This is a genomic window from Veillonella sp. CHU594, assembly GCF_003992265.1.
GTDB lineage: Bacteria > Bacillota > Negativicutes > Veillonellales > Veillonellaceae > F0422.
The window spans coordinates 208,906-223,311 of the sequence record NZ_RQVB01000002.1 but is presented as its reverse complement, the minus strand read 5'-3'; the positions used below and the strand labels follow the sequence as shown (position 1 = coordinate 223,311).

Below are 14,406 nucleotides of genomic sequence, written 5' to 3'. Positions count from 1 at the left end.
CCTTTATTGTAAGTGTTTTATTTCTTGAGATTAGATTTGTTTTTGTAATGGATTGTAGAATAATCCCTGTGTTTTTTTGCGACGCTTATTAGGTACGTAGACCTGTAAAAACTTAGGCAATACTTCTAAGTCTACTGGTGCATCAGGTCCGATATCGCCATCCATATTGGTGGACGCATCCATGGTGTCACACACTTCGATGCGAGCTTGTTTGACTTTTAATATGGTTACATATTTTGAATTATAAATAGAACCACTTAGAATGAGTGGCAAGATGAAGAATAGGTTCATGATGAAGTATTCTTTGAAAATAATAATACGCATATACCCATCATCTACGGAAGCAGTAGGCATAAAATGTTCAAAGCTAGATACCACATTGGTCAATAAGGCGATGACCAATGGGGACATAAATTCTTGGGTCCCTTCTTCGGTAGTGATGCGGAATTTATAATCCTTGGTTGTAAATAAAGCTTGTCCACCTTTGGCAAAGTAGGCTAAGGGGCCCAGTAATTGTTTTTCTTTTGGCGTGACGGAGGCCACAACCTCAGGGATGACCCCAATGGCGATATTGTTGCAAAAAAACGAATCGTTACAACGACCTACATCGACATGGCGGATAGTACTATTTTTTAAGCCGTGAATAGCTTCTAATGGTTGTAAGGGGATGCCCAAAGCACGGCTCATATCATTGACAGTGCCAAGGGGAATGAAACCGAATTTAGAGCGACAGCCAGCTTTCACAATACCATTGACAGTTTCATTGATGGTGCCATCACCGCCCATACAAAAGATAGCATCGAACCCTTCGTTGGAGGCTTCGATGGCGAAGCGGGTGGCGTCGCCGGATTGTCGGGTAAATTTTACTTCTAAGCGATCAAAGAGCGCGCTTAGTTGCCATTGTAGTTCCATTACGTATCGGCGAGCCCGACCGCCACCTGATACAGGGTTTATAATAATTAGACAACGACTCATGGTTGATTCCTATGTTAAACATAAATATAGTAGTTATTACTATTATAGCATAGGAAATTTAATTGTGGGAAAGGGTTGTTTCTGTAGATTTCATTGATTTTTAGGACCTACTTCACGTATAATGAAAGAAATGTGTTACGTATGCCAGACTAGGTGAAAATATAGAAAAGTAACATCCTGGAGGGGGATTTGATGGATAAGACGGAAGAGTATCGTTTGCATAGTATTGACTCAATTGGGCGACTGCCGTTGAGTGAGCAAGTATATATGTCGCTAAAGCAAGCCATTTTAACGGGTTCTTTAAAGCCAAAAATGAAATTAAGTGAAGTGCGTATTGCAGAGCAATTAAATGTGAGTGCCACACCGGTACGTGAAGCATTTCGTAAATTAGCGAAAGATAATTTGGTGGTTATCAAGCCATGGAAAGGTGTGACGGTAAAAGGTTATTCTCCAGAAGAGATTGTAGCCATGTATCAATGTCGTGAAGTAATGGAAGGCTTGGGTGCTAGACTTTGTGCAGAACGATGCACAGAGGAGCAACTAGTAGAGTTACAAGAAGTGTGTGATGCAGGGATTCACACGGAAGATCCAGAAGAACGGGTGGCTATTAATAGTCGCTTTCATACGTTAATTGCAGAATTTTCTGGAAATGATCGTGTAGCAGATTATCTAGCAGATTTTCGGGAAATGGTCAATCGCGATATGTACATCAGTACATCAGATAAAACTCGAACAATCTCTTGTGACCTAGAACATCAACAAATTATGGAAGCTATCCATGATCGCAATGGACAGCTGGCAGAAGAACGAATGCGAGCTCATGTACGGAATGCGTTTGTATTTAAAAAGGCTCATGCAGAGTTATTGGCAAAACAGAAAGAGAAGTAAATATCCTATTGAAAGAATATTAATAGGCTATAATATAAATATTTTATAATGTTATATGTAAAAAATATATAAAAAAGCTTTAAATTTATGGTTCATGTGTTTACTTTTAAAGTATCATTTGCTATAATAACTCAGGCAAAGGGTTCACACTACCTTTGCTAGATAAAGATCTCTCTCTTTATCTACCTAACTTACAATAGGGAAGGGTTTATCTTATACCTTCCCAGGTAAAAGACCCTACTTTTACCGAAGGGGCGCCCCCCATTGCCCCAACAAAACATTTGAAGCTATTTCAAATGTTCTCTCTCTTTTTTCTCAAATACAAAGACCTCGGCTGTATTCTCTTGGCCGAGGTTTTTGTATTTTTTTGCTTATAGGGAATGTCTATATATAGAGAGTATTATATATGTTTAGAAAATAGATGTATAAATAGTCTTTAAGTGGCGCAAAAATAGTTTATAAATATAGGGAATATGATTGATGAAAAACGGTAAAAATGCTATTATTAAAGATGAACTTTGAGAGATTGATGTGTATCGAAAACACTTAATAAATAACAGTCTTTCTGTGGTCCTATATTACAATCCTAAGGAGGGTGAATCTCTTGCAAAAACGTAAAGATTTTATCTGGAAAATGGGCGGTCAGCAAGGTGAAGGTATTGAAAGCTGTGGCGAAATTTTAGCTACGATTCTTGCCAAAGAAGGTTATTCCTTGTACAGCCAACGTTTGTTTGCATCTCGTATCAAAGGTGGTCATACAACATTTGCATTACGTATCGCATTAGAACAAATTATGACAGTAGGCGAGCATATCGATTTCTTGGTAGCGCTTGACCAAGAAACTGTAGATATGCACGGTAAAGAAGTACGTGAAGGTGGCTTTATCATTTGCGATAGCAAAGTAAATCCTAATTTTGAAGCTTTCACAGGCACAGGTGTGACTTGTTTGGCCTTGCCAATTTCTGAAACGGCATTACAACAAGGTTCCTTGTTGATGCGTAACATCGTAGCATTGGGGATGTCTGTTGCCTTATTAGGCTTTGAAACAGAATTATTCTTAACAGCCATTAAAGCTCGCTTTGCGAAAAAATCCGAAGATATTATTAACAAAAACTTACAAGCATTCCAATTGGGTTATGATCTTGTAAAAGAACAATTGGGTGATGTAGAAGTAGATACATTGGACAAACCAACACCAAAAGATCAAATGTTCTTACTTGGTAATGAAGCCTTAGCATTAGGTGCGATTGCAGCGGGATCCCGTTTTATGGCGTCCTACCCAATTACACCGGCTTCTGAAGTAATGGAATACATGATTAAGAAAATGGATAAAGTTGGTTCTACTGTGGTACAAACAGAAGATGAGATTGCGGCATGTATGATGGCTATGGGTGGTGTATACGCTGGTGTTCGTGGCTTTACATGTACATCTGGCCCTGGCTTGAGCTTGATGGCGGAGTCTTTATCCATGGCATCTATGGCTGAATTGCCAATGCTTATCATCGATGTACAACGTTCTGGCCCATCTACAGGCATGGCTACAAAAGTAGAAACATCCGATATCGATGCAGCTTGCTACAATGCGCATGGCGATTATTCCAATATCGTTATCGCACCTACAAGCATTGAAGAATGTTTCTACGAAATTCAACATGCCTTCAACTTGGCAGAACAATACCAATGTCCAGTTATTTTCATGCCTGATTTACAACAAGGCTTGAATAAACAATCTGTACCAACATTTGATTTGAACCGTGTTGGTATTGAACGTGGTAATTTAATGAAAGAAGAAGAATTGCCAGCATTGGAAAATCCTAAGTATTTCAAACGTTTTGAAATTACTGAAAGTGGTATTTCCCCTCGTACTATCCCAGGTATGAAAAATGGTCTATTCTTGTCTACTGGTCTAGAGCATAACGAAGAAGGTAAACCAGCAGAAGCACCTTCTATGCACGTGGCACAAACAGATAAACGTTTCCGTAAATTATCTACAGTAGCAGATGTATATGAACCATTCTTAAACAATGCAAAACATGAGGAAGCAGATGTTCTTGTCATCGGTATTAACTCTAGCCGTGGTGCTATTGAAGAAGCTGTAGTGGAATTAGAGGCAGAAGGCCATAAAGTGAACCATTTACAACTTCGCTTGATTAAACCATTCCCGAAAGAACAATTGCTACCATTCTATAACAGTGCTAAAAAAGTTGTGATCTGCGAACAAAATGCTACAGGTCAATTGACTAACTTATTCCGCATCAACATGCCGAATAAAGAAAAACTTTCTAGTTGCTTAAAATATGATGGTAATCCATTTACAACATCTTATGTAAAAGCGGCAATTAAGGAGGTTTTATAATGGCTACAGCAAATGAATATAGAAATGATATCCGCCCTAACTGGTGCCCAGGTTGTGGTCATTATGGGGTACAAGCAGCCATCGCTGATGCAGTAGCTGCTCTTGATATTGCGCCTGAAAAATTGGCTGTTATCTCTGGTATCGGTTGTTCTAGCCGTATCGGTGGTTACTTCTATGCCTATGGTGCGCATACAACACATGGTCGTGCACTTCCTTATGCACAAGGTGTGAAATTAGCAAATGAAGATATGAACGTTGTGGTTTGCGGTGGTGACGGTGATGCCTTCGCTATCGGTATGGGTCATACGATCCATGCGTTCAAACGTAATGTAAATATTACGTATGTGGTTATGGATAACCATGTATATGGTTTGACAAAAGGCCAAACATCTCCTCGTTCTGACGTGGGTTTTGTGACAAAAACGTCTCCACATGGTTCTTTTGAAAGTCCATTGCCAATCTGTGAAACAGCCATTGCTTCTGGTGCTACTTTCGTAGCACAAAGTTACATGGTAAACCGTGCACAATTGGTGGATTTAATTAAACAAGGTATGCAACACGAAGGATTCTCTTTCATTAACGTGTTCAGCCCTTGCGTAACGTACAATAAACAAAATGGCTATGATTACTTTAAAGATAATCTAGTAAACTTGCCAGAAGGTTACGATCCAACAAACCGTGCACAAGCATTCGCTACATTAGGTGAAACAAATGGACTTGTAACAGGCTTGATTTATCAAGATACAACAAAACCATCCTTTGAACAAGCATTATATGCTGCCAACGGTGGTCCACATGCTCGTGCATTAGTACATGACGTGGTGAAACCAGATGCAGACATGTTTGCAGCTCTTTGCAACGAGTTTAAGTAGAAACGACATATCTCTAGGATATGAAGTGTGGTGAAAAGCCGTACAACTTCAGAAAACTGCCCTACGCGAAAGTTTTCTTGAAGTTATACGGCTTTTCTTTTGCATATAATACTCCGAGAGGAGATATGTTGTTTTATAGTTTGTGAATTTTTGCTATACTGTAGATGTTACCTCCCCGATACTGGTAACAGGAAGGGGGTGGATTCATGGAGATACTAGTCAACTTGTTAATCTCTGTTATGGCAGGAATAATCAGTCAATATTTCTGCAAGTGGTTAGACAGATGGTTTAAAGGTAACTAACCCAATCTAGAGGTAGCTCTCTTTAAAAAGCAGAACCCCCACAGTAGCCGCTGTGGGGGTTTGTTGTTCCCATGGAACTAGTCAACTTGTTGTCAACTAAATTATATCATGCTTAGAAAGAATTGTCATCTAAAAAAAGCAGAAACCCCACAGCTGCAACTGTGAGGTTTCGTCGTCCCAATGGAACTTAATCAACTTGTATCTCTAGTATAGCATAAGTCAGGTTTGATGTCATAAGAATATTAAACTCTTACTTGGGGGAATTGACGAAATAGGCTCAGTTCATAGAATAGTATTGTTTGTAGGTTTCGCTTACTTTCAAAATTTCATTTATGTTGCTATAATGTGAGTACATTAGAAATGAGGAGTGATAATTAGATGAAATCTGTTTTATATACAATGATGATAGCGGCGTTTTTAAATCCCTTTGTATCGAGTTCTCTCACGATGTCTTTTCCAGATATGATGCAAGAGTTTGGGGCTACTACGAATGATATGGCATGGGTGGTGGAATCTTTTTTACTGTGCTGTACGGTGGCGGTGATTCCTGCTGGTAAGCTAGCGGACATCTATGGAAAGCGCAAGCTATTTTATATAGGTAGTATTGTATTTACGATGATATCTGGGTTTATGTGCTTTGTTGACTCAGTAGAGATGCTGACGGTGTATCGAGCCTTGCAAGGAATTGCCTTAGGGGTTGTATATACTACGTCTATGTCTATTTTAACTTTATCAGTACCATTAGAACGGCGCGGTTATGCATTTGGTATGATCGGAGGTATGGTCTATTTGGGATTATCCTTGGGGCCGGCCGTAGGTGGATTTCTAAATTATTATTATAGTTGGCGCAGTATTTTTGTGTTTACTACCTTACTAGGTGTTGTTGCAAATGTGATGGCTTTTCGCTCTTTGCATGAGGAATGGGTACATACACCAGATAGTAGTATTTCTACGAGAAGTTTACTTTTATACGCCTTGGGTATCAGTGCAGTGATGATTGGTATTACCGAATGGGTTCGATTTTGGTGGAGTGTCTATGCTTTTGTAGTAGGATTGGTGGCATTAAGCGTGTTAGGATATGTAGAATGGCATAGTAAGGATCCGCTCATTCCAGTTAGGATATTTGTGTCGAATCTAGGATTTACTATGTCTAGTGTGGCTGCCATGATGAACTTTAGCGCCACTTTTGGCGTAGGATTTGTATTATCCTTGTTTTTACAAATGATAATGGGCTTTGATTCTCGTATGACCGGATTGATTTTATGCATACAAACTGGAATTATGGTATTTTTAGCGCCTCGTATGGGTGCTTTATCTGATCGATACAATCCATCCCAATTTGCTAGATGGGGGATGGTGCTCATCGGCTTAGGATTGCTTAGCATGGCCTATGGTACTTTCACTGAAAGTATGGCAATTATCATGATAAGCTTAGCCATCGTAGGTATCGGAGTGAGTTGCTTTGCGCCACCGAACAATAATCTAATTATGAGTTCTGTACCGAAAACGTACATTGGCTTTGCCTCTTCTACGATTTCCACAGTACGCCTATTAGGACAAACCTTGAGTATGGCTTTGATTGGAATTATCCTAGCCTACACCATAGAAGGAAGAACAGCACTACAAATGATGGAATATAATAGTATTGTTGCATTACTTGTGTTTGGAGTGATTTGTTTAGTAGGGACTATCCCAGCGGGGATGCGTAATATGCGTAAGTGAACTGTCAACTGTTGGTTGACAGTTCGCTTGGGTGCTATAAAAATTTTGTTGCCCAATTAATATATTTCCTTAGAATAGTCGTATTGCTTCTAAAAACTTTCATGTAGGTCAGTTTTTAGAAGTGATGTAGAGGTTCTTGTGATGCACTAGTCTGATATATTTAGAGAATTGAGAATGTGCTTTCTGTTGCTGAGTGGTTGTAAACTATTAGTTGACAACCACTTAATAATTGTTGAACTGTTAACTAATAGCTGACAGTTGCCCCTGATTTTTGTATAATGATAAGGTAATATAGAATGCCCTGTGAGGTATGACTTTCATAATAGATAGTAAATATATTTCTATAAGAAAATGGATTAGATAAAGGAGTTAAGGAATGATTAATCGCTACACTCGTGAAGAGATGGGACATATTTGGAGTGAACGGAATGAGTTCGATACGATGTTATTAGTTGAAATTTTGGCATCTGAAGCGCAGGCAGAATTGGGTATTATCCCGAAGGAAGCGGCGGTAGCGATTCGTGAGAAAGGTGACTTTCAAGTAGAACGGATTCGTGAAATTGAACGGGAAACAAATCATGACATCATTTCCTTCGTCACTGCGGTGGGCGAATATGTAGGTCCTGAGTTTGCAAAATACATTCATCTTGGCTTAACGTCCACAGATGTAAAAGATACAGCATTAGGATACATGATGAAACAAGCCTGTGATTTATTGTTAAAAGGGTTGCGTAATTTCCGTGATGTGTTGGCTCGCCGTGCGGTAGAGTTTAAATACACGCCGATGATTGGTCGTACGCACGGTATTCATGGAGAGCCGATTACATTTGGTATCAAATTGGTGAATTGGATGTCCGAGATTGATCGCGACATTGCTCGTTTAGAACAAGCTCGTCAGTCTGTAGCGGTAGGTAAATTATCTGGTGCTGTGGGCACGTACTCTAATATCGATCCATTTGTGGAACAATATGTATGTGAAAAATTGGGCTTGGAACCTGTGAAAGTAGCGACACAAGTAGTATCTCGTGACCGTCATGCTGAATTGTTGTCTATGATTGCTGTTATCGGTGGCACCTTGGATCGTATCGCTTTGGAAATTCGTCACTTACAACGTACAGAAGTGCGTGAAGCGGAAGAGTATTTCAGTCCGAAACAAAAAGGTTCTTCTGCGATGCCTCACAAACGTAATCCAATTACTTGTGAAAGAATCTGTGGCTTAGCGCGTGTATTGCGTGGTCATGCACAAGCGGCATTTGAAGACCAAGCCTTATGGCACGAGCGAGATATTTCTCATAGCTCTGTAGAACGTGTGATTTTACCAGATGCAACGATTACATTGGATTACATGATTCATCTAGCTACACGTACAGTAGATAAATTGTTAGTATACCCTGAAAATATGATGAAAAACTTGAACTTAACAGGTGGTCTTGTATTTAGCCAAACGATTTTAACACATTTGGTGGATAAAGGGGCTGTTCGTGATGAAGCCTATCGTTGGGTACAACGTCATGCTATGGCTCGTTGGTTGGAAGGAAAAGACTTTGCCACAGGATTAAAATCTGACCCAGAGATTACTAAGTATTTAAGCCCTGAAGAAATTGATGCTTGCTTTGATCCAACACCATTGTTACGTCATGTAGATACTATTATGGCTCGTTTTGGACTATAATAAGGGATGTTTTGTATTTTGAGGATATTTGGTATATAATAAGCTTAGGTACTAAGGATTGATAACTCGAGCATGTTGTCAAACAAAAAAGGACGGTTGCCGCCGTCCTTTTTTGCGTCCTGCATAACATTATAAATGCATACTAACGTAATTAGAATGAATAAAGTTTATATATTGCTTTCGCAAAAATACCTGTAAATATATATAAATGAACACTCTATCATTTATGAAAAAGGAATAGTTATGCATTAATTTCATAGTTGGTATATTTACAAATAGAGGTCTCACCCTATATACTAGAAGATAGAGTTTATAGAAAGGTGGATTTTTATCACCGTTGTGTTATCACATTAGTGATGCCTTACAAGATGGTAAGCATGTGTAAAAGGAGGAACTATGAAACGTTGGTTAGTGCTAGCAATGACCTTAGTTGTTGCCCTAGGCGTATTGGCTGGATGCGGTTCAGACACTAGTAAAAGTGGCAAGCATGCAGGCTTAGGTTTATTCTGGTTTGGGGAAACTTTGGATCCAACGCATGAATGGGATGCATGGACATTGACTCGTATTGGTGCCGGTGAAACATTGGCGACAGTAGATAAAGATATGACATTCCAACCACAATTGGCAGACTCTTGGGAAAATGTTGACCCAATGACTTGGAAATTCCATATTCGTGAAAATGTAAAATTCCATAATGGCGTTGTGATGACTCCAGATATGGTGAAAGCATCTATCGAAAGAACTATTGCTAACAGCAAACGATCTAAAGATGCCATCAAAATTGAAAGTATCACTGTGGATGGTCAAAACCTAATCTTCAAAACAACAGAGCCCAATGCGCATTTATTGGCAGACTTAACAGAACCTGCTTTCGTGATCGTAGATGTAGCGGACACAAAAGATATGGAAAATGCCCCAATCTTAACAGGTCCTTATAAAATTGTGAAACATACGAAGCAAGAAGAAATTCAACTAGAACAACATAAAGAATATTGGGGTGGCACACCTGGTTTAGATACGTTAACTGTTAAAAATATCGAAGACCACAGCAAACGTGCTATGGCATTACAATCTAAAGAGGTAGATATTATCCAAAAAGTAGACGGTGCTAACCGTAGCTTATTTGAAAATAAAGACTACAACTTGTTAGAAGTAGCTGGTGTTCGTACGCATATGCTACAAATCAATATGAAAGAAGGTTCTCCATTAGCAAACACTATGGTTCGTGCTGCAATCTCTTATATGATTGATTATGAAGGATTAGCAAAAGCATTGGGTAATGGTGCGATTCCTGGTGGTGCTACATTCCCTCCAACAGCTAACTTAGGCTTTGATAGCTTGCCAAATAAACAACATCAAGATTTAGCAAAAGCAGATGAATTGTTAAAACAAGCTGGTTACACAAAAGAAGGTGACGTATATACAAAAGATGGTAAACCATTGCAATTAACAATGGGTGTATGGGGCAAAGATACTGTATCCTATGAAAAAATCCAATCTGACTTAAAAGCTGCTGGCGTACAAGTAGAGTTAAAACGTGTACAAAGCGCTGATGATGTCTTAGGTGGTGCTACAGATAATTTAACTATGGGTGAAAATAACTGGTCTACCTTAACTAGTAATGACCCATTCCGTTTCTTATCTGCTTTATTTGCAACAGGTACGAAAGCTAATCGTGGTGGCTACTCCAACCCTCGTGTAGATGCATTGTTGGACAAAATGACAAATACCTTTGATGCAGAAGAACGTCGTAACATTACAAAAGAAATCCAAAATATCTTAATTCAAGATAATGCGGCCTACTTCTTGTATTACCCAGTATCCTCTGTGGTAACAAGCAAACGCGTTCATAATGCACAAGCATTCCCAATTGATTATTATTTAATGACGAAGGATGTTACTGTTGACTAAATAGGAAAGCAAATAGTATTTATGATGTCCTAGCCGATGAGAAAAGTAAAACTATAAAAAAAGAAACATAAGTGAGGCTACTTTGCTATATCTGAAAACAGTTATATCATGCATCTCACTGATGTTTCTTTTTATTTTATTATAGTTACATCTTTATACAGTTCTTATAGGAAAGAGACTGAATAGAGCATACCCTTATTCTACAGTAGTGTCTTTTGTAATCACATAATAGTCAATAGGGAATACTTTCACATTTTTAACTCGTTTTGTTGTTACAACATTGGCGCTTGGATAGTACAAGAAATAACCAGCATTATCTTCTAGCAACACATTTTGAATATCCTTGACAATCGCTGTGCGTTCTTCTTCGTTAAATGTGGTTGTCATTTTATCAATTAACTCATCAACCTTCGGATTCGAATAGTCGCCACGATTGGATTTAGCACCACTTTTGAAAGCTAGGCTAAGGAACCAATATGGATCATTTGTGGACATTGTTACCCAGTTTGTTTCTCCCATATCAAAACCATTAGGAGCTAAAGTTAATAATTCATCAGGACCTTGTACACGTTTTAATTCGACTTCAACACCAGCTCGTTTTAAATCATCTTGAAGTTTTTCGTAAACGCTACTATCTTTACCAAAAAGAGCTAGCACTAAGTGTAATGGTTTGCCATCTTTCATGTAGGTATCACCTTGTTTTGTGTAACCAGCTTGTTTTAGTAATTCATCTGCTTTAGCTAAATCTTTATGTTGTTTATTTTTTAGTTCGTCAAAGCCTAGGTTGGCTGTTGGAGGGAATGGGGCACCTCCAGTAACGGCACCATTACCGATTACTTTTGCTAATGCATCATAATCGATCATATTTGCGATAGCTGCTCGTACGGTCGGATTTGATAATACATTGCCTTCACGGACATTCAACTGTAGCATATATGTGCGAACCCCTGCGGACTCAATGATGTTATAATCACCCTTTTCAAATAAACTTCGATTAGCACTATCTACCTTTTGGATCATATCTACATCTTTAGACTGTAGAGCCATAGCACGTTTATTATTATCTTCTAGATCTTTAACTGTTAAAGAATCTAAAGCAGGTGTTCCACCCCAGTATTCTTTGAACTGCGCCAACTGAATTTCTTCTTTTTTTGTATGTTTTACAATTTTGTAAGGACCAGTCAAAATTGGCGTATTATCCATATCTGTTGTACCTTGTACATCTACGATGACAAAAGCAGGCTCAGTTAAACTAGCTAGTAAATCAACATTTGGTTCTGTTGTTTTAATAATTAGATTTTGACCATCCACTGTAATAGAGTCTATCTTTACAGCTTCTTTGGAACGCTTGCTTTCGGCGATTGTACGTTCAATAGATGCTTTTACCGCCGTAGGTGTCATCATGGAACCATTATGGAATTTTACATTTTCGCGAATATGGAATTTCCAAGTCAATGGATCCACCACTTCCCAGGAATCGGCTAACTGAGGTTCAAATTTCATATCTGAACTTACTGTCGCCAACGTTTCGCCGGCACCGATTCGTGTTAATGTCCACGCATCCCATTCATGTGTAGGATTCAATGTTTCACCAAACCAATATAAACCAAGATTTAAATGCTTGCCAGTTTTACTTGATTCATCAGAACCACAGCCAGCAATTAATCCGATAGCAACAAACAGTGTCATTGCTAGTGCAACCCATTTTTTCATATATCCTCCTTATAAAAAACTAAAAGAATAACTATAGTATACCGTATCTTTCCTTAAAAGACAATGATTCTCATAAAAGTGAATATATGTTGGAAGTATATAATTTATTAACTGCTTTTACAATTATATATGTAATCATAGTCAGGGATAAAATTAAATTGCTGTATTTACAAAGAGAGGCCCTATCTTATATACTTTAAGGGAGAAAATATAAAGAAAAGGTGGATTGATATGGTACGAGTATTATTATATAAATTGGCATCTATGGTGGGTGTATTATTAGCAGTTACATTGGGAACGTTTCTCTTAATGCAAATGTCTTCTGTAGACCCCGTATCGGCACGATTTTATCTGCAAGGTATGACACCAGATCCTACTATAGTGGAACAAATTCGGCAAGAGTTAGGTCTTAATGACCCTTGGTATATACAATATGGTCGTTGGTTGTGGCAGATGTTACACGGAGATTTTGGACAGTCTATCTTCCTGAATGTGCCCGTTGTAGATTTGTTGCAAAGTGCTTTACCAAGGACCTTATCCTTGGTGGCGGTTTCCATTGGTTTAGGCAGTATCCTATCGATAGGGTTAGGAGGACTGGCAGCGCATTATAAAGATACTTGGATCGATTATGTGGTGCGTATAGTATCCTTTCTAGCTTTAGCAGTACCAGCATTTTGGGTAGGTTTGTTGTTATTATATGCGCTAGCCGTGAAGATTCCTATTTTTTCTGTGACAAATACGAAGGGGTTAAGTGCTTACGTGTTGCCGAGTATTACCTTGGCGATTTGGTTTTGTGGCTTATACATTCGTCGTGTTCGCAATGCTGTGGTGCAAGCTCAAGCATCGTTGCCGGTGATAGGGGCAAAAACGATGGGTATACGGACACGATATATCTATCGCGATTACATTATTCCTCAAGTGCGCCTTGTGCTGTTATCCATGTTAGGGATTACGACCGGCGCTATGTTGGGCGGTTCTGCAGTGATTGAAACGGTATTTTCTGTCAAAGGGATGGGCCAACTCATGGTGCATGGTATTATTAGTCGTGATTATATTGTGATTCAAAGTTATATCGTATGGATTTCTCTAGTCTATGTGGTGGTCAATACATCAGTGGATATATGGATGTACTTACTTCATCCTGAAAGAAGATATGGAGGGCGCCCATGATTCGTTTATGGAAACAAGATAAGCTACTCTTAGGGGCCATTTTACTGACTATACTTTGGATGGGACTCTTTCTATTTGGTTCTCACTTAGCTCCCTTTGACCCTAATGAGACAAATTTAGGGGCTAGATTACAAGATATAAGTGCGACGCATTTATTAGGTACGGACCAATTGGGTCGTGATGTACTTTCACGGATATTATGGGGCGGACAAGATTCATTGTTCATAGCTATATCCATCATTGCCATTAGCAGTATCATTGGCATTTGTATCGGTGGCCTGTTAAGTATGAGTCCTTGGTATATTGATGAATTGGGATCACGTTGCATCGATATGATACTAGGGTTCCCTAGCATGATCGTGGCCATTGCCTGCATCGGTATATTGGGGCCGTCTGTGGAAAATATTATCATTTCACTGTGTCTAACTCGTTGGGCAGAATACGCAAAGATTACACGGAACTTGGTGAATTTGGAAAAACAAGCACAATATGTGGTTGTAGCACGTATGTCTGGGGCGTCCTTGTGGCGCATTATCCGTCGCTACATGATTCCCAATCTTCGAGGGACTCTATTGTTGGTCATCATTCAACATATGGGGGACACGATTATTACGGTGGCAAGCTTTTCCTTGATCGGCATTGGCGTACAACCGCCTACACCAGAATGGGGCGCTATTTTGCTGAATGCTCGAGATTTCTTGCAAACAGCGCCTTGGCTGTTGATCTATCCAGGGTTAGCAATTTTTATCACTGTTGTGTTATTAAATTACATTAGTGATGCCTTACAAGATGGTAGGCATGTGTAAAGGGCGAAATAGTTGCCCC

The 14,406-nt window shown here is 39.1% G+C and carries 10 protein-coding genes; 8 read left to right on the top strand and 2 right to left on the bottom strand.

What is annotated here, in order from left to right:
* Positions 1-30: 30 nt before the first annotated feature.
* Positions 31-975, bottom strand: a complete 945-nt coding sequence (locus tag EO111_RS01460; RefSeq protein ID WP_126940931.1) for a diacylglycerol kinase family protein — start codon at positions 973-975, stop codon at positions 31-33.
* Positions 976-1,167: 192 nt separating this feature from the next.
* Here EO111_RS01460 and EO111_RS01455 point away from each other — a divergent pair, with 192 nt between their 5' ends.
* From EO111_RS01455 to EO111_RS01430, 6 genes are all read left to right on the top strand, one after another.
* A complete protein-coding gene (locus EO111_RS01455) occupies positions 1,168-1,863 on the top strand; it encodes a GntR family transcriptional regulator (protein WP_009352927.1) in 696 nt (231 codons plus the stop codon).
* 604 nt (positions 1,864-2,467) lie between these two features.
* Positions 2,468-4,219 carry a 2-oxoacid:acceptor oxidoreductase subunit alpha gene (locus EO111_RS01450; RefSeq protein ID WP_009352980.1) on the top strand — a complete coding sequence of 584 codons (1,752 nt, stop codon included), beginning with the start codon at positions 2,468-2,470 and terminating at the stop codon, positions 4,217-4,219.
* On the top strand, positions 4,219-5,091 hold the full coding sequence (locus tag EO111_RS01445) for a 2-oxoacid:ferredoxin oxidoreductase subunit beta (protein WP_127010285.1): 873 nt from the start codon (positions 4,219-4,221) through the stop codon (positions 5,089-5,091). The genes EO111_RS01450 and EO111_RS01445 overlap by 1 nt, the downstream gene beginning before the upstream one ends.
* A gap of 680 nt (positions 5,092-5,771) precedes the next feature.
* Entirely contained in the window at positions 5,772-7,115 is a 1,344-nt protein-coding gene (locus tag EO111_RS01440; protein WP_127010283.1) for an MFS transporter, read from the top strand.
* A gap of 376 nt (positions 7,116-7,491) precedes the next feature.
* Positions 7,492-8,787, top strand: coding sequence for an adenylosuccinate lyase (gene purB / locus EO111_RS01435; RefSeq protein WP_127010281.1), 1,296 nt, complete (start codon positions 7,492-7,494; stop codon positions 8,785-8,787).
* Positions 8,788-9,183: 396 nt separating this feature from the next.
* On the top strand, positions 9,184-10,698 hold the full coding sequence (locus EO111_RS01430; protein ID WP_127010279.1) for an ABC transporter substrate-binding protein: 1,515 nt from the start codon (positions 9,184-9,186) through the stop codon (positions 10,696-10,698).
* 195 nt (positions 10,699-10,893) lie between these two features.
* Here EO111_RS01430 and EO111_RS01425 read toward each other — a convergent pair whose 3' ends face one another.
* Positions 10,894-12,411 (bottom strand): ABC transporter substrate-binding protein, encoded by a 1,518-nt coding sequence (locus EO111_RS01425; protein ID WP_127010277.1) that lies wholly within the window; start codon positions 12,409-12,411, stop codon positions 10,894-10,896.
* Between the two features lie 231 nt (positions 12,412-12,642).
* On the opposite strand from EO111_RS01425, the gene EO111_RS01420 reads away from it, so the two are divergent.
* Together EO111_RS01420 and EO111_RS01415 are read left to right on the top strand one after the other, a co-directional pair.
* Positions 12,643-13,581: an ABC transporter permease gene (locus EO111_RS01420; protein WP_127010275.1), complete on the top strand. Its 939-nt coding sequence runs from the start codon at positions 12,643-12,645 to the stop codon at positions 13,579-13,581.
* The gene (locus EO111_RS01415) at positions 13,578-14,387 is read left to right on the top strand and encodes an ABC transporter permease (protein ID WP_127010273.1); all 810 of its coding nucleotides are present in this window, start codon (positions 13,578-13,580) and stop codon (positions 14,385-14,387) included. The genes EO111_RS01420 and EO111_RS01415 overlap by 4 nt, the downstream gene beginning before the upstream one ends.
* Positions 14,388-14,406: the final 19 nt, after the last annotated feature.

What these genes read in the sequence shown, in the direction of transcription:
- EO111_RS01455 (WP_009352927.1), top strand. Translation starts at nt 1,168, where the DNA reads ATGGATAAGACGGAAGAGTATCGTTTGCATAGTATTGACTCAATTGGG.
- EO111_RS01420 (WP_127010275.1), top strand. Translation starts at nt 12,643, where the DNA reads ATGGTACGAGTATTATTATATAAATTGGCATCTATGGTGGGTGTATTA.
- EO111_RS01415 (WP_127010273.1), top strand. Translation starts at nt 13,578, where the DNA reads ATGATTCGTTTATGGAAACAAGATAAGCTACTCTTAGGGGCCATTTTA.
- EO111_RS01440 (WP_127010283.1), top strand. Translation starts at nt 5,772, where the DNA reads ATGAAATCTGTTTTATATACAATGATGATAGCGGCGTTTTTAAATCCC.
- EO111_RS01460 (WP_126940931.1), bottom strand. Translation starts at nt 975, where the DNA reads ATGAGTCGTTGTCTAATTATTATAAACCCTGTATCAGGTGGCGGTCGG.
- EO111_RS01425 (WP_127010277.1), bottom strand. Translation starts at nt 12,411, where the DNA reads ATGAAAAAATGGGTTGCACTAGCAATGACACTGTTTGTTGCTATCGGA.
- purB (WP_127010281.1), top strand. Translation starts at nt 7,492, where the DNA reads ATGATTAATCGCTACACTCGTGAAGAGATGGGACATATTTGGAGTGAA.
- EO111_RS01445 (WP_127010285.1), top strand. Translation starts at nt 4,219, where the DNA reads ATGGCTACAGCAAATGAATATAGAAATGATATCCGCCCTAACTGGTGC.
- EO111_RS01430 (WP_127010279.1), top strand. Translation starts at nt 9,184, where the DNA reads ATGAAACGTTGGTTAGTGCTAGCAATGACCTTAGTTGTTGCCCTAGGC.